Annotated in this window: 18 protein-coding genes and 2 pseudogenes; 4 read left to right on the forward strand and 16 right to left on the reverse strand. The window is 68.0% G+C overall.

Annotated features, from left to right (window positions below; translation table 11 throughout):
• Positions 1-11: 11 nt before the first annotated feature.
• Complete coding sequence (locus DI276_RS36090) at positions 12-1,214, forward strand: ROK family transcriptional regulator (protein WP_112271990.1); 1,203 nt, start codon at positions 12-14, stop codon at positions 1,212-1,214.
• A gap of 3 nt (positions 1,215-1,217) precedes the next feature.
• On the opposite strand, the gene DI276_RS36095 is transcribed toward DI276_RS36090, so the two are convergent.
• The 4 genes from DI276_RS36095 to DI276_RS36110 form a co-directional block, all read right to left on the reverse strand.
• Positions 1,218-1,859 carry a TetR/AcrR family transcriptional regulator gene (locus tag DI276_RS36095; protein WP_157985146.1) on the reverse strand — a complete coding sequence of 214 codons (642 nt, stop codon included), beginning with the start codon at positions 1,857-1,859 and terminating at the stop codon, positions 1,218-1,220.
• A 31-nt stretch (positions 1,860-1,890) separates the two neighbouring features.
• Positions 1,891-2,646 (reverse strand): ScbR family autoregulator-binding transcription factor, encoded by a 756-nt coding sequence (locus DI276_RS36100; protein WP_112271994.1) that lies wholly within the window; start codon positions 2,644-2,646, stop codon positions 1,891-1,893.
• A gap of 118 nt (positions 2,647-2,764) precedes the next feature.
• Positions 2,765-3,112 carry a helix-turn-helix domain-containing protein gene (locus DI276_RS36105; protein WP_232837152.1) on the reverse strand — a complete coding sequence of 116 codons (348 nt, stop codon included), beginning with the start codon at positions 3,110-3,112 and terminating at the stop codon, positions 2,765-2,767.
• A 59-nt stretch (positions 3,113-3,171) separates the two neighbouring features.
• Positions 3,172-3,582 carry a nuclear transport factor 2 family protein gene (locus DI276_RS36110; RefSeq protein WP_112271998.1) on the reverse strand — a complete coding sequence of 137 codons (411 nt, stop codon included), beginning with the start codon at positions 3,580-3,582 and terminating at the stop codon, positions 3,172-3,174.
• 519 nt (positions 3,583-4,101) lie between these two features.
• On the opposite strand from DI276_RS36110, the gene DI276_RS50395 reads away from it, so the two are divergent.
• Complete coding sequence (locus DI276_RS50395) at positions 4,102-4,260, forward strand: hypothetical protein (protein WP_157985147.1); 159 nt, start codon at positions 4,102-4,104, stop codon at positions 4,258-4,260.
• Positions 4,261-4,288: 28 nt separating this feature from the next.
• On the opposite strand, the gene DI276_RS36120 is transcribed toward DI276_RS50395, so the two are convergent.
• The 6 genes from DI276_RS36120 to DI276_RS36150 form a co-directional block, all read right to left on the reverse strand.
• The gene (locus DI276_RS36120) at positions 4,289-4,657 is read right to left on the reverse strand and encodes a hypothetical protein (RefSeq protein WP_112272003.1); all 369 of its coding nucleotides are present in this window, start codon (positions 4,655-4,657) and stop codon (positions 4,289-4,291) included.
• Positions 4,658-5,134: 477 nt separating this feature from the next.
• On the reverse strand, positions 5,135-5,365 hold the full coding sequence (locus DI276_RS36125) for a hypothetical protein (RefSeq protein WP_157985148.1): 231 nt from the start codon (positions 5,363-5,365) through the stop codon (positions 5,135-5,137).
• Positions 5,366-5,840: 475 nt separating this feature from the next.
• Complete coding sequence (locus DI276_RS53140; RefSeq protein ID WP_269814326.1) at positions 5,841-5,963, reverse strand: hypothetical protein; 123 nt, start codon at positions 5,961-5,963, stop codon at positions 5,841-5,843.
• Between the two features lie 71 nt (positions 5,964-6,034).
• Complete coding sequence (locus tag DI276_RS36135; RefSeq protein ID WP_157985149.1) at positions 6,035-6,331, reverse strand: hypothetical protein; 297 nt, start codon at positions 6,329-6,331, stop codon at positions 6,035-6,037.
• Positions 6,332-6,449: 118 nt separating this feature from the next.
• On the reverse strand, positions 6,450-6,650 hold the full coding sequence (locus DI276_RS36145) for a hypothetical protein (RefSeq protein ID WP_112272011.1): 201 nt from the start codon (positions 6,648-6,650) through the stop codon (positions 6,450-6,452).
• Between the two features lie 96 nt (positions 6,651-6,746).
• Positions 6,747-7,142 carry a pyridoxamine 5'-phosphate oxidase family protein gene (locus tag DI276_RS36150; protein ID WP_112272023.1) on the reverse strand — a complete coding sequence of 132 codons (396 nt, stop codon included), beginning with the start codon at positions 7,140-7,142 and terminating at the stop codon, positions 6,747-6,749.
• A 171-nt stretch (positions 7,143-7,313) separates the two neighbouring features.
• Between DI276_RS36150 and DI276_RS36155 the strand changes: the two genes are divergently transcribed.
• Positions 7,314-8,294, forward strand: a complete 981-nt coding sequence (locus tag DI276_RS36155; RefSeq protein WP_112272025.1) for an AraC family transcriptional regulator — start codon at positions 7,314-7,316, stop codon at positions 8,292-8,294.
• Positions 8,295-8,538: 244 nt separating this feature from the next.
• Positions 8,539-8,826 (forward strand): annotated as a pseudogene (locus DI276_RS36160) (glycosyltransferase); the annotation flags it as partial.
• Positions 8,827-8,859: 33 nt separating this feature from the next.
• Here the strand turns inward: DI276_RS36160 and DI276_RS52620 are convergent.
• From DI276_RS52620 to DI276_RS36185, 6 genes and pseudogenes are all read right to left on the reverse strand, one after another.
• Entirely contained in the window at positions 8,860-9,225 is a 366-nt protein-coding gene (locus DI276_RS52620) for a 4-alpha-glucanotransferase (RefSeq protein WP_232837153.1), read from the reverse strand.
• A 52-nt stretch (positions 9,226-9,277) separates the two neighbouring features.
• Positions 9,278-10,297 (reverse strand): annotated as a pseudogene (locus tag DI276_RS52625) (4-alpha-glucanotransferase); the annotation flags it as partial.
• A 173-nt stretch (positions 10,298-10,470) separates the two neighbouring features.
• A complete protein-coding gene (locus DI276_RS36170; RefSeq protein ID WP_112272027.1) occupies positions 10,471-10,749 on the reverse strand; it encodes a PD-(D/E)XK nuclease domain-containing protein in 279 nt (92 codons plus the stop codon).
• A 677-nt stretch (positions 10,750-11,426) separates the two neighbouring features.
• Positions 11,427-13,439, reverse strand: a complete 2,013-nt coding sequence (locus DI276_RS36175) for a transglutaminase-like domain-containing protein (protein ID WP_112272029.1) — start codon at positions 13,437-13,439, stop codon at positions 11,427-11,429.
• On the reverse strand, positions 13,440-14,594 hold the full coding sequence (locus DI276_RS36180; RefSeq protein ID WP_232837154.1) for a DUF58 domain-containing protein: 1,155 nt from the start codon (positions 14,592-14,594) through the stop codon (positions 13,440-13,442). It lies immediately after the preceding gene.
• Entirely contained in the window at positions 14,591-15,574 is a 984-nt protein-coding gene (locus DI276_RS36185; RefSeq protein ID WP_198681127.1) for an AAA family ATPase, read from the reverse strand. Before DI276_RS36185 ends, DI276_RS36180 begins: the two co-directional genes overlap by 4 nt.
• Between the last annotated feature and the right edge of the window lie 25 nt (positions 15,575-15,599).

Here is a 15,599-nt window from a genome sequence, read left to right on the forward strand (position 1 = left end):
GAGAGCGCACCGTGCACCGGGGCAAGCTGACCGTTCGTGACCTGCGCGCCGGCAATCGGGCGCGGGTGTTGCGCGTGTTGTACCTCGACGGCCCGCGCAGCCGACACGAACTCGCCGAGGTGACCGGCCTGAGCCAGGGGTCGGTCAGCAACGTGACGGGCGAGCTGATCGCCGACGGGGTCGTGGTCGAGGCCGGGCACGTCGACTCCGACGGCGGACGGCCGCGGGTGCTCCTGCGGGTGAACCCCCGCCACGCCGTCGTCGTCGGAGTTGACGTCGGGGAGACGCACGTGCTGGTCGAGGCGTTCGACCTGACGCTGCGGCGGCTGGCGACGACGAAGTTCGCCATGCAGCCCGACACCCACTCGGCCGACGAAGTCGCGAAGCGGATCCTCGCAGGGCTCCGGCGCTGCCTCACCGAGAGCGGGGCCGGCCAGGGTGACGTGCTCGGCGTCGGCATCGGTCTACCGGGTCTGGTGGAGCACGGACTGGTCTACGGGCAGACCGTGGGCTGGGACGGCGTTCCGCTGGAACGGATGCTGCGTGCGGGCACGGACATCCCGCTGCACCTGGACAACGGCGCCAACACAGCCGGCCAGGCGGAGCTGTGGTTCGGCGCCGGCCGTGGCATCGACGACGCGGTCATCACGTTGATCGGGTCCGGCGTCGGCGCGAGCGTGATCGCGGAAAGCGTGCCCTACCGAGGCACGTCCGGCGGTGCCGGAGAGTGGGGGCACACGACGGTGGCCCTCGACGGCCGGGAGTGCCGCTGCGGAGCGTTCGGCTGCCTGGAGGCCTACATCGGCGCCAAGGGCGTCGTCGACCGGTATCGCTCGCTCGGCGGCACCGTCCCCGCGGACCAGGAGGCAGCGCTGCGGTCGCTGGTTGCTTCGGACACCGCACTTGCACGGCAAGTGCTTCGTGAGGTCGCACGCCATGCGGGTATCGGCATCGGCAGCCTGATCAACCTCTTCAACCCCGAGCGGGTGATCCTGGGTGGCTGGGCGGGACTCCTGCTCGGCTCGCGTCTGCTGCCCGACATCCGGGAAGAAGCGGCGCGCCACGCCCTGCGCAGACCGTTCGCCCAGGCGTCGATCATGCTGTGCGAACTCGGGCCCGAGTCGGTCGCATTGGGCGCCGCGACCCTTCCCGTGGCGGAACTCCTCGCCGCCGGAGGAGCCCGGCCGGTCGCCCCCATCCGCACCGCCGGTTAGCGGTCAGTCCACAACGCGATCGAACGGTGGTGGTTGGGTGCGCAAACGGTCGCGCTGCTCGGCGGGCACCAGGCGGTCGACCTGACGCTGCCACAACACCGTCAGTTGGCCGTCCACATCGGACTTGCCTGCGGACACGACGGTGCGCAGCTGCCCACCGATGATCATCATCATGAGGCTTTCCGCCTCTTCGCGGACATCGACGTCCGGTTGAACCTGGCCCACCTCGACGGCATCGCGCAGCAGGTCGCGGATCATCATGGCGACGCTGACGCAGTACGTTCCTGCCAGCAGCTCGAACAGCTCGCTGGTGAACAGCAGTCGCACGCTCACCCGCACCGTCCGATCCGTACAGACCAGCCGACACATGAGGTACGTCATGTCGATCAGCGCCTGCAACGGGCTCGGGCTGACAGCCTCGACCGCGGCACGAACATCGTGCGACATCTGGAAGTACTCCTCGACAACCGCCGCCGCAAGTGCGAGCTTGGACGGAAAGTGACGATAGAGGGCACCCTTGGTGACCCTCACCCTCCGGCACACCGCGTCCAGGGACGTGCGCGTGAACCCGTCGCGGTCGAACAACTCGATGCTCGCGGCTATCAGGCGTTCCCTGGTGCGGCGCCCATCCGCCAGGTCGTTCAATCGACTCCCACCCGGACTCCGGTACGAGCACTCAACGCGTAGCAGTGATTGTGGAGTGAATGTGGCTGGAAGGCTGCTGCAGTCGCAGCGTGCGGCGGACGTCCGGTGGCGCCAGCGCCGGAATCCACATCCGCCACACCGCGGCCGCACGTTGTGTCACGTCGTCGCAATCGGTCATCGCGATCAACGCCACCCGCATCCCGATCAGGGCCGTCATGACCGCTGCCGCGGCCTGCCGCAGGTCGAGATCGGGGTACAGCTCACCTTCGCTGTCCGCGGCCAGCAGCAGGTCACACACGACCCCGATCCACTGGTCGATCTGCTGCTCGGCGAGCTCCTCGCACAGAGGCGACTGGAAGAGCAGACGGTGTGCGCCCGCGGTGGTGAGATCGGGCCCAGTGCGGAGGGACACCGCGTAGCCGAGGTCCACCAGAACCTGCAGTGGACTGTGACGTGCCACCGACAGTTGCCGCCGCGCGTGGCTCCACTCTTGCGTCTGCCGGTTCAGCACCTCCGCGGCAAGCGCTTTCTTCGACGGAAAATAGAAGTACAGCGCACCTTTGGTGACCCCGGCCGCACGACAGATGTCGGAAACCTTCGCGCGGGCATAGCCGTCTCGTTCGAAAATGACCGCCGCTGCCGCGAGAAGATCGGCCCTCGTGTGATTCGTACTGGCGCTTCCGGCAGGCATGGCACCCTTCCGGTGGACGGCTCCGGCGAACCAATCGGGCGAATGATGATCGCCTTTGGCGAGGTTCTCGGTTTGTTGCCGAGCGCTGTCCTCCAACGTGTAGCGAGCTGTTGATGAGATTCCCCAGCGCGGGTGCTCCGGCGGCCGCTCGTCGGAACACCCGCATCCGAAGCGGCGTTTCCCTGCGTCACACCGCTTCACAGGGCGGTCGCGGTCAGGCCCGGCGGGTGCAACGGGCGACGGCGGCCGCCAGGTCCACGTCTTGCTGCGGCAGGTCGAGCACGGCGCAGAGCCACTTCCGCCAGTAAGGCCCCGGTATGCGTTTGCCGCGTTCCCAGCGGGAGATGTCCTCCCTGGTGATGCTGCTGTTGCCGGAGGCATCGTTGAGTTGCCCGGCCAGGTCGTACTGACTCAGCCCGTGCCGGCTTCTGAGTTCACGGAGCATGCTGCACAGTGATTCCGGCGGCTCACCCACTTCTTTCCGTGCGGTTTGTCGAGGCACGTCGGACACCTTTTGTCCCGTCATCGACCTCGCCTCCTTGAAATAAAGCAATCTTGCCATCAGCGGTCACCCGGCTTCGAAGGCATCCTGGTGATACCCGAGGAATCTCGTGTTCACGTTCAGTGAGCAGCGCGCAGTGCCGAGGCGATCGCGAGGGTGTCCAAGAACAGGCGCAACCCGGTGATCAGACCACCTTGCACAGTCAGCCACACCACGAAGTCGCAGGAGAAGTCGGCTGCGGTCGTCAGCACGCGTCCATGCAGCCGCCCCAACAACACGGCGTCGTCAGCGTCGACGGCCATGCGTCGCATCGTGATCGCGGTGATGTCGAAGACAGACAGGCAACCCAGCACGAACGCCTCGACCTGCCGACCACTGTGGATCTCAGTGGGCCAGGGAGGATTGGGTATCGGGGTCGTCCACCACGTCACATCAGGGGCGAACAGGAGACCCAGTCCGACCGAATCCTTCGCCGCCAACCTTGCGATCAACTTCTCCGCCACGATCGCGACGTCCTCCCGAGCCGTCATGCGCTGGGTCCCATGTGGTCAATCGCCGGTGTGTGACTGGCCAATGTCGTCTCTCTTCGACTCTCTTCAACATCGATCATGTGCATCTGTGGTGTCAGAGCCGCTCTCGCGGCTGGAGCTCGGACTGGCCGCCCGACGTAGCATCGGAACTCGTCCGTCTCGCTAAGGGTGTCGTGCAGGCGCCTGTCGGCGCACGGGGCCAATACTCGGCAGACCGCGGCGGGCGTTGCCTCCGTGACCGATGATCGTCGCCGTAACGCGCTCGGTCTGCCTGCGCGTATTGTCTGAAAAGGACGCTCGCCCTCCTCAGGTCGGTGTCGACGCGCCGCTGTGGCACGGGGCTGTGAGTGGTGTGCTGATGGAGGCGGGCGAGGCCGAATCCTGGCGGGCAATGCTGCGCCGCATGGTGACGCACTTTGAGTCCCACAGTGAGCGACGGCGGGCAACCTTGCGCGTGAACCAGCCGCTGCCGCCCTGCACGTCCGGCCGCCGCACGAAGAGCAGTTCGTCCACGACCACGTGCGGCTGCTGCCCGTCAGCCAGACCTACCTGGTCGCACTGCGGTTCATGAAGAGTCCCACCCTCGTCGCGCTGACGTTCGTCTGGTGGATCAGCCTCATTCGTCAGGTGTTCCAGACTTCCGACGTCGGCGAGACGCTCTCGGGTTCGAGGCGATGAGACGGGTTCCTCGGTGATCCTGAGGGAGTCACCGGCTTGGACGGTCTTCACCGTCCCGTCGAGGTACTGCACCTCGTAGCTGGGGGTGCGCCGAGGCCGCGGCCATTCTCCTGTCGGTCCATCGGATCGTCGCGTCGTAGGTCCGGCCGGAGTCGGTCACCGAATAGACGCACTCGAAGACGTTGTCCGGCAGGTTCACACCGAGGCCCTTGCCGCACGAACGGATGCTGGCGTTGTGCAGCCACCGCTGCAGTTGCTCGACGGCGAGCGCGGCCCTCGTCGGCACCCCACCGACCGGTTGCAGCACGATCGGGATCTTCATGCCGCCCCAGTTGTAGAAGTAGAGACGCTCGAGGTTGACCTTCCGCGCGAACACCCCGACGAGGACGAAGCGCACCGCGTAGTTGCGGGCGGTGACCTCGTCGAGCTGTGGCTGGGTCGCGATCGAGTAGTCGGTGCCGGTGCTTCACAACCTCGGGTGGACGCCCGCGTCGTGCATCACCCGGTCGATCGCCGAGGTGAGGTCCGAGCATGACCTCGGGAGGGTCGGACGCGTTCGGGCGAAACAGCTTGATGCCCGCGACATCGCAGTGGTCGTATCCACCGAGCTCGATGAAACGGCGAAGGAACGACAGCCTCCTCGGTCTGCAACCGGCCCATGCCGGGGCACACCACGGCGGCCATCAGATCCCCAGACCGCGAGGGCGGACGGAGGCGCGGACGTGCCGTCGGGATAGGGGCCTGCCTGTCCGGTCGTATTGGCCCACCTCGGGGTGCTGCCGAAGACGAACAGCGGGGGCAGTCCCACTTTCTCCGCGCCACCGACCAGGCGGTCCAGCGTCGTCCAGTCGAACTCTCCGGGCTGCCGCTGCGTTTACGACCACCGCGTCCCGCCGTCCCAGAAACGGACGGCGCCAATGCGGAACACGGGCATGGCCCCTGTGGCACTGTTGATCGTGACCCCGAACAGTTCGCTCTTCACGCGGGCGGACGGCAAGGTCCACGCCAGCCCTTCGATCGACTGGTGCGCAGAGCCTCCGGCGGCGAACCGTGAGCCCCCGGCTGTGCTACCGACCAGAACGGCGGCCGGCAACACGACGATCACCGCAGCCACCAACGCCCACGCCGGTCTCCGCCTGGCCCGGCCGTGCCTCGCGGACAGTAGCCGCACCGCACCTGGGGCAGGAGAAGGACCTCTCCTCAGCATTGGCCCACATGCACTCGGAGTTGTTGCGGCGCATGGACTCCCGACTGTGGTCGGTAGTCATCAACTGGCTGCAGCTCGTCGTGGACACCTTGGACGAGGGGCTGGACGTGACCGGGTTCCGGCTCGGCGGCGAAACGGCTGCCGACCGTCGTGTTCTTGATGCTCGGCGCGGTCAATGGATGTGGTGGCGTTCACCGAGTCGAGCTGACAGTTGTGGGCATCCGCAGCCGATTGCGCGATCGCTCTCGTCACCACTTCTCACCTCAGGAGGGCAGCGCGCCGGGAGCCGCCGCTCCGTGGTTGGCTGGTGCGACACGGGCTATCGCCAGCGCTTGTTGTGCGGCGACAACCGGATGGCACCGGCAGGGTTGCCTCAGTTGCGCAGGTCGACCTGCCACACCAGTTGCCCTGATCGTCGCAGCACCTCACCGCCGCCCACCAGCCGCAGCCGGATCCGTCCCGCCGCGTCCCCGGCCACCCCGCTCACCTCACCCACAGGACCCGCCGCACCATGGAGGCGGATCAGTTGCCCTGCGGTGAGTTCTTCGACCCGAGTCCGCCGCACGATCACCGCTTGCGATGCCGGAAGCCACTTCGTGCTGTACAACTTCCACGCAGCTTCCCGAGCTGAGCCCAGCCGGTCGTGCGCACTGTGCCGTCCGGGCGAAGACCCACTGCCAGGCGAAGGTCCTGCGGTGCCTGGAGGTCGTCCAGCACGATCAGCCACCGCGCGGACGTGGCCGCCAGCCAGTCCAGCAGCCTGCGTGCGCCCGCTTCCGGATCACGGTCGTCGGCGCCGGTCACCACCGCCGCCCACCGCGCGTACTCCCAGACCATGAGCAGCACCAAGCCGAGCAGCAGCACCACACCGCCGACCGACCCTCCGCTGGCGCCGCTCGCAGGAGTCCGTCTGCGCGGCGATCACGGCCTCGGGATCCCGCGCGTCGAGCACGAACACTGGTGGTTGCCGCAGCCAACAGGGTCAGCCCGTCCCGACCAGCGCCGCGATCTCCGATGCTCCGCCGACTGGCAGGCGTTCCGGCTCTGATCGGAGGGGCCATTGTGGACTTGGCGTGGCATCCCGCAGCACCACACCGCGCAGCTCCGCAGACCGCGACACCGGACAGCAGCACAGAACCCCGTACTCACCCAGCACGTCGACCAGCCGGTCCAGCCTCACCATGCGCAAACTCCCTGTCCCACCGCGATGGCGCCACCGCAGATCCCATGGCCGTGGGGAACACCGCCGGCCGGCGGGCCTGGCAGAGGACGGCCTGAGTCAGGTGCGGAAATCCACGTAGCTGCCCCAAAGTTGCGCCGGCGCAACACAAGCGTAGACAGCCAGCCCTTCATAGCCGGGCAACCCGGCCGTTTCAGCCCGGCTTCGACGTTCCTCAGACACCACCTGCGCCCTGCCGTACACAGTCACCGAATGTCCGGTCTGCACGCCATCCGAGACGTCATCGGCCTGAATTGCGACGAACCCGGATCCAGCAGGCAACAGCCTGGTCGCGGTGCGTTGGTCAACACTGACCATGATCGCTTTGTTGCGAACCACGAACCGCACCAGCTGAGCAACCGGCAAACCGCCTGAGGTGTACAACAGCCGCCCCGTGCTGACGCGGTCCAGGAAATCCCAGCATTCACCGTTGGTGAGCTCGTGTTCGGTGTTCACCGCACATCACGCTTTCCACTCATCCATCCGCAACACGATGTTCACGCCCTTCAAGGCGGGGGCATCGGCCGCCGCATCAACTTCACGGCCGCCGCGTCGGCCGACCAGGCGCGTGATGTTCAGGCTTCCGGGGTACGGCCAGAACCAGTTCCTTTGGGCATCCTGTGAGTCGTGGAACGACTGGCGAAACACCGGCTGGTGCGCACGACTCGGATTGACGAGGCTGAGGACGCGGTCAGCCGTGTGTTCCTGCCACACCGGATCACGCCTGCCGCTACCGGGGCGCCGCTTGACATGCGGCTGAACGCGGTGCGGCTGGGTTCCATCACGGCCGCGTATCTCACGTACGGGCAAACACTCGAGATGCGCACGAACGACTTGGCCGCCTACCATTTCGACCTCCCGGTCGCCGGGCACTCCCGATCGTCGTTCGGACGGAGATCGGTGGAGGCGGGAACCGGGGAAGTGGTCCCGTACCTGCCGGGCAAACCCGCATCGATCACTTGGAGCGCCGATTGCGCGCAGCTCTGCCTCATGGTGGACCGGTGGCCATTGGAACAACGGCTCTCAGCCATGCTAGGGCGCCGAACGGACCGGATCGAGTTCGTGACGGCGCCGCAACGGGGCGTGCTGGATGTGCTCGCCCCGTTCCTGCACGAGTTCGAGGGACCAGGCCTGCTCCGCCGCCATCCGCTCGCGGCGAGCACGCTGGAGCAACTCCTGCTCGATGGCCTGCTTCTCACCCTGCAACACGACCTCCGCGAGGAAGTCGAGACACAGCACCACATCCCAGCAGGACCGGTGCGCCGAGCGGTCGAAATGCTGGAGGAACAGCCGGGCGAACCGTGGACGACCACCGCCCTGGCCGCAGCGGTCGCGGTCTCGGTACGAGCATTGCAAGCCGGGTTCCGGCGGTATGCCGGGGTTTCACCGACGACGTACCTGCGCAACGTGCGGCTGAGCAGGGTGCACGAGGAACTCACGGCCGCAGTGCCGGGCTTGACCGTCACCGACACCGCGGTCTCCTGGGGATTCGTCCACCTGGGACGGTTCGCGGGCGCGTACCGCCAGCAGTTCGGTGAGTCGCCGTCCGAGACCCTCCGACGAAACCGAAGACGCTGGCGGACTCCAACTGGATGTTGCGACCAGTGACGATCGGACCGGATTGCTCGTTGAGCATGCCGCACACGCGAGCTACCAGCGCGCCGAACCCTCCTGCCCTGTGCAAGATCCACGACTTCAGTGAACCGCCGTTGCCTGCCTGGCACTATCCGCCTGACGACTCGTCCCTGTCCATTCCACTGACATCGGCCTCGCAGACCACTCCTTTGGAGGCAATCCGCAGGCTGCGGACGCCCGCCAGCATTCCGCCTGCCTTCACGCAACGGCGATCTGCGAGCCGTCCGGTGCGGTCGCGCTCGAGGCGATGGCGTGCGGTGTTCCAGTCGTCGCCACCGCGGTCGGCGGACTCGCCGATGTCGTCGTGGACGGGGTGACCGGCCTGCTCGTCCCACCGGGAGAGCCGGAAAGCCTGTCCCAGGCACTGCGCTCGCTCCTGCTGGACGACACACTGCGCAACGAGTTCGCGGTGGCGGCCCGGGACCGCGTCATCGCGCGGTACTCCTGGAGTCGCGTCGCCGCAGACGTTCTGCGTGTCTACGAACGCGCCGGTGCGACGGCAGCGAAGACCATTGCCACGGACCCGGTTCAGCAGAGTTCACCGCTGCGGCGGACGAGCTCGCCGCAGCGGCTGGACGGCGACCTGCACGACGGGGTTCTCGCAGAACTCCTCCAGGGACACGGGCAACGGAATGCGCCAGTTCGGGTAGTCGTCGACCGTGCCGGGCAGGTTGGGCTGCCTCACCTCCGCCAGCAGGTCCTGCGGTGCGACGAGCAGCAACCGGCACGGGGTGCGGGCCAGCAGCTCGTGCATCGCCATCACGACCTCCTGCTCGGACGCGTGCCGATCGAGAAGTCCCTGAGCCAGCAGCAGGTCGACGAGCTGATCGCGCTCCATCCGCGCCCGTGCCCGTTCCTGGCCGACCGGCAGGTCGAGCGCACCGAGCTCGGCACGCGCGCACATGCTCGGCGCGCAGGAATCCGGTCGCGGTCGGCAGGTCGTGGGTCGACACGCTCGCCATCGCCTGGGCCGGCCATCGCTCGGGCGGCAGTTCGCGCTGGAACCACAGCACGGCGGAGCTGAGCATGCCGCGGTCGTGCAGTGCACGGGTCACCTCTGGCTCGACCGTGCTCAGGTCCTCGCCCACGACCACGGCGCCGGCGCGGTGCGCCTCCAAAGCGAGGGCGCCGAGCATCGCCGCGGCGTCATGGCGCACGTACGTGCCCCGGTCGGGCGACTCGCCCGGCGGAATCCACCACAGCCGCCACAACCCGGCGACGTGGTTCACCCGGATGCCGTCGACATGGCGCAGCACGCCGCGCAGCACGTCCCGGAACGGCTGGTAGCCCGAGGCAGCGAGCCGATCAGGACGCCACGGTGGCAAGCCCCAGTCCTGGCCCCGCTGGTTGAAGGTGTTCGGCGGCGCGCCGATGTTCGTGCCCAGTGCCAGCGCGTCCTGCAGCGCCCACGCCTCCGCCCCCGACGGCGCGACACCCACGGCGAGGTCGCCGATCAGACCGACGGTCAGGTCGGTGGAGTCCCTGGCCTTCGCCAGCTGCTCGGCACACAACCGCTGCAGCCACACGTGGAACGCCGCGCGAGGTGCCAGCCGCGCGGCTTCCTCCGCCACCGCGGGTGAGTCCGGATGCCGCAGCCCGGCCCGGCCATCGACGCCAGTCCGCGCCGTGCCGCTCGGCCAGCGCGCAGAACGTCGCGAACCGCGCCAGCGCCGGATCCGGCGTCCGCTCCTCCGACGGCGCGTACGACCACAGCAGTTCCAGCGCGGACAGCTTGGCCTGCCACGTGGCGTCGTGGTCCACGAGATCACCGCGGAACGGCCGGAGCTCGTCGACGGTCTCCCGGATCCGCAGCGGTGCGTGGCGATAGCAGGCCGTGTCCTCGACCCGCAGGTAGAGAGGGTTGAGGAACTGCCTGCTCGACGGCGAGTCAAGCACGTGCAGTTGCCCGTAGAGGCTGACAGGGTCAAACCTCCTGATGCGCTCAAGGATCTCGTCCCGCAAAGGCGCGAGATCATTGCGGGCCTGCTGGGCGGCGCGTTCGAACTGCGGCGCGAGTTCGAGGTGCGTCTCCGGATCTGGCTTCGGCACTCGAAGCAACCCGTCCGCGCCACGCCGAGCACCGAAAGCCTCGGCAGGGACTGGCAACGCGCTCAGGTATGGCGTCGTTCTCAGCGCCTCGGATGAACGGTTACGCACCATTAGCCTTGGACCGTTTCCTCTTGGACACCAACCGGTCGCGGTTCCCGTCCCTGTGCCGCAGAACCCCAGGCTGGCACACGATGATCACATCGACGATGCCTGGCACCTCGCGCAGCTCGCGAACCGTCAGGTCGTGGTGCTCCACGGAGGAGGACTCGTCGTAGATGAAGACGATCATCTCCCGGTAGCGGTCCGTCTTCTGGAGGTAGGCAACGGAATCGACCATGACCTCCTGCTCGACCTTCTTGAAGTCGCTGGGCGAACGCACCTACTTGACCTCGATCAGCAGTCCGAGTCTGGGCACGACCCCACTTGTCGTTGGTCAAAGAGAAGGAGCCGCTGGCTCCTGATTGGCTCCTTCTCAGGGCCTGTTGATTCACGCCGCCAACGATCATGCGGTGATCATCTTTAGCGCATGAAAAGCCCGCCTGACCTGGGTTTTCTTTCCAGATCTGGCGGGCATTTTCGACCGTCGGGACGACAGGATTTGAACCTGCGACCCCTTGACCCCCAGTCGTGGAACGACTGAGCGTCGTGCTCCGGCCCGTTCTTCCAGGTCAGCTTCCAGTGTAACCGGCCGAGTAAAGGAGTCGCTGGGCTCGGCCTCTCTCAGTCACGACGCAACGGTCGCCACCTCTTCCATCGATTGCGAGGAACGGAAACTCCAAGAGACCTGATCAGCCCAGTCACCTCGCACGTCGCCGACCACTGGTTTGACCAGGTCGACACCCCGTGACATCCACATCGAGCAGGGGAGGGCCGGAGGCTGAGGTGGGTAGGCCTGTGCGGTGGGATGAGGGGCTCGTCTGCCACCAGTCCCGCGGGTAGGTGGTGCCCGCCAGACGGATCGGGGACCCTCCGCGTCACGCGCTCACGCCGACTTTGCTCCGCTTCGGTCAGGCCTGGAGGCCGGTTGCAGACGATCAATTCGGCGGATCTCGCCCGCTACGTGGTCGCGTATTCCCGTCGCCTCCTGCGGGGCAGCAACGGCCGTGGATCCAGCACGAATGCGACGCGCCTCCACCAAGGCAGACCTCGGAACAACGCCGCCCGCAGTGAGTCGACGCATCGCCAAGCGGCCGTGGCGTCGCCGTCGTCGAGATGATCAACCGCGAACAACGCCCGATCGACCAGTTCAGTCAACATGACCCCGTGCGTCCCGAGCGCCGTGTCCGTGGCAGCCAGCACCTGCCCGGTGGTAGGTCGGTCACCCACGTCGTATCCCGCAAACCGCAGCGTGGCGAGAAGATCCAGCCAGGCCCTCGTTATCCGCCGACGCGGTAAGCCTGTTGTCCGATCGTGTCTGCGGCGAACGCCTTTGACCAACGGCGGCCCGAGCAGGACGAGCACGAGCGCGGCGCCGAGCCAGCCCAGCGCTGCGGATGCCGAGGAGCCACCCGGAGCAGCGGAACCGTCCACAGCGGACGGATCCGGCTCGGGCGGAGCTGGATGATCAGGTGGACGCACCTCGGGGAACTGGGCCGCTGGACGCTGGTCGGGTTCGGTCCGGTCGTCGGAGGAGGGGGCGACGTGCTTGGGGCTCGGATCGAACGGCATCCAGCCTCGGTGTGCGAACCGCACCTCGGTCCATGCGAACACGTTCTCACCCTTGATCTGGGCCTCGTCGCCGTTCCACTTCGGCTGGAAGCCGAGTACGACCCTGGCGTCCCAGCCGAGGTGGCGGCACATGACGGCGAACGCGGAGGCGTACTGCTCGCTGGTGCCGCGGTAGGTCTGCAGCAGCTTGGAGATCTGGTAGATCCCGTCGCCGCCTGCGGCCTTCTTCGAGCTGTCGTAGCGGAACAACGGGTTCGTGAACGCCTGGAACAGTGCGGCGAACTTGTCCGGCGCAGCCTGCTGCCCGCCGGTGGCGCGCTCGACGAAACCCAGCACCTCGGGTGGCAGGCGCATGGGCAAGGATGCGCCTACGGCCACGGGAGTGTCGCCGGGCGACAACTCGTCGGGGTTGGCGGTCGCGGTGATCCGGTAGGCCTTGGGTGTGGCTGTCCCGGCGGGGACGGTGATGTCGCCCGTCGCGGCGTCGAAGCCCAGTCCTGGCACGTCGAGGCGGGTGGGGCGGCCGGGGCGGGGTAGCCAGCCGACCGTGTCCGGGGTGAGCACCCGGAGGTCGAGGGTGACTTCGCGGTGTTGTCCGTCGACCGGAAATCTCGTGCCCGCACGGCGGTAGTTGGCGCCGGACGTCCAGCCGTCCTGGTCGAAGGACGTCAGGGTGATCATGGCCAGCCGGTCGACCGGGGCGCCCTTGGCGGCGAGTTCGAGGTCGACCTTGCCGTTGCGCAACGCCAGGTACTGGTCCATCGGGTTGACGTGTTGGCGTGGCTGGACTTGGGCGTCGGCCACGTCCTGCAGGCGGGCGGGGGCACGCATGGTCAACGGTGTGGCTGCGAAACCTGTCAGTGCGGCGATCACGATCACCGCGAGAGTTGTGATCCGCCGTTCCCATTGCACGATGATCACCGCGAGCAGCACGAACGCCGGGACGTACCACTGGGGCAGCGGCGACACGGCCGCGCCGAGGCCAAGTCCGAGCAGCAGGCACACCAACGCGGGCAACAGCGGCAGCAGCGATGAACGCAGCGCGAGGCGCACGGCGACAAGTGCGGCCAGCCCCACGAGTGCCGACACGGCGGCGACCTGTGGTGGGTCAGCATCGGCGGGGAGCACGCCGGTGAGCAGCCTGGAGGGGCCTGTGGCGAAGTCCTTGCCGGGCATGGTGATCAGGACGACCGCAGCGAGCACCAGCGCCACCGCGCCGACGGTGCCGGCGGCGCCGAGCATCCGGCTGCCGAAGACCTTCGCGGCGCATCCCCAGGCGGCGGCGATGATCGCGGGCACGGTCATGGCCAGCAGCAGAACGAGTGTCGGCTCGGCGAAGACCGCGCGGAACGACCAGCCCGCGAGCAGCACCAGGCCCGCGGCGAGCACAACGCGCACCATCTAGCTCACCGCCCCGCCGAGTACGAGGTGATTCCACGAACCGGCTGCCTCGGCGCCGGTGCGCGCGCCCAGCACCACCACGCCCTGGCTGCGGTGTGTCGCGGAGGAGGTCGCCGACATCGTCACGACCACGACCGGGGTGAAGCGGCGGCGTTGCTCGGCAAGCCTTGCCACCACACCGGGTTCGTCGGCGCCGGTGATCACGACCAGCGCACCGCCCGGCTCGGCGACGTCGACCGACGAGAGCAGTGCGGTCGGGGTGCTGTCGGCGCACTGGCGTGCCGCGGCCAGCCTGTCCAGCGGGGTCGTCGCGCCCTCGGCTGCCACGGCGGCCTCGTCCTCGCCGAGGATCGTCAGCCGGGCGGGCCTGCCGCCTTCGACCGTGCTCACCACGACGGTCGCGGCGACCTCGACGGCTTCCTCGAAGAGATCCGCGCCGAAGGCCGACGGCCTGGCGTCCAGCACGACGGTCACGGTCGGCTCCATCGTGTCCACGGACTCGCGGACCACGAGCTGTCCGGTCCGCGCCGTCGATCGCCAGTGAATGCGGCGGGGATCGTCACCCGGCACGTATTCACGCAGCGAGCTGAAGCTGGTCGTACCGGCCTTGCTCGCTTCGGCGCGGCCCTCGAAGTCCGGCACCGATCCCACCGGCATCGGCTGCACCTCGTGCACTCGAGGGTGCACCCACAACGTCCCGGCTTCGCCCATCGGCTGGGAGCGGCGGAAGAAGCCGAACGCGTCGCGGCGCTCCACGGTGAGCGGGCCCAGGTTCAGGCGACCGCGCCGTTGCGTGGGAATCGAGTACGCCGCGGTGCGCCAGCCGCTCGCCTGAATCGCCGCCAGCGGCACCTCCACCGGCTCATCGCCAACGCGGTCCACGACCACGAGACCTGCGACCGCACGACGGCCCTTGTTGTGCGCGTGGAGCAAACCCGCGGCCGGTTCACCGACCGACACCCGGTCCGGTTCGAACGTGCGGCTGAGTGCGAGCTTCGGCTTGACCGCCACGGTCAGGCCTGCGCCGAGCACCAGCACCAGGCCGGCCACGCCGATGCCGAACGCCGCCGGGTAGCCGAGTCCTTGTCCCGCAACGCACAGCGTTACGGCACCGAGCAGCGCCGCGCGTCCCGCCGGCGTGAGCGGCACGGTCACCACAGCGCCGCCGGTGCGGGAGCGGGAACGTTGTTCAGCACCTCGGTCAGCACGCTGTCCACCGACCGGTTGTTGACCCGCGCCTTCGCGGTGAGCATGAGCCGGTGCGCCAGCACCGGACCGCACAACGCGCGCACGTCGTCCGGCGTGACGAAGTGGTTGCCACGGCCCAACGCGTAGGCCTGCGACGCACGGATCAACGCAATGCTGCCGCGCGTGCTCACCCCGAGCCGCAGGTCCGCGTGGACGCGCGTCGCCTGCGCGAGAAGGGCGACGTACCTCGCGACCTCGGGTGCGACGTGCACCTGGGACACCGCGTGTTGCAGATGTCCGATCTGGTCCAACGTCGTGACGGCACGCAGTTCGGGCGGTGCTGCGGCGGCACGGTTCGCCAGCAGCTCGGTCTCCACGTCGAGGCCGGGGTGTCCGAGCTCGATGCGCATCAGGAACCTGTCCAGCTGCGCCTCGGGCAGCTGGTAGGTGCCTTCCATGTCAACGGGGTTCTGCGTGGCGACGACGAGAAACGGCGTGGGCACGGGATATCCGACGCCGTCCGCGGTGACCTGTCCCTCCTCCATCACCTCCAGCAGCGCGGACTGCGTTTTCGGCGAAGCACGGTTGATCTCGTCGGCCACCACGACGTTCGCGAACACCGGACCCGCGCGGAACGAGAACTCGCCTTCGTTCTGCTTGTACACCGAGACACCGGTGATGTCGGTGGGCAGCAGGTCCGGGGTGAACTGGATGCGCCGGAAGGTGCCCGCCGTGCTGACGGCGATCGCCTTGGCCAGTGAGGTCTTCCCGGTGCCGGGGACGTCCTCGATCAGCAGGTGGCCGCCGGCGAACACGCAGGCGAGCGCGAGCCGGATCGCGGAGGTCTTTCCCTTGACGGCACGTTCGATCTCGGCCAGCACCGCGTCGTGCACGGACTGGAACCCGGCGGCCGCGCTGCGGGGATCTCCGTTGGTCGTGTAAGTCACGTGATGTCCTAGAGGTGGGGGGTCG

The organism is Lentzea terrae (assembly GCF_003265345.1).
Classification (GTDB): Bacteria; Actinomycetota; Actinomycetes; order Mycobacteriales; family Pseudonocardiaceae; genus Lentzea; species Lentzea terrae.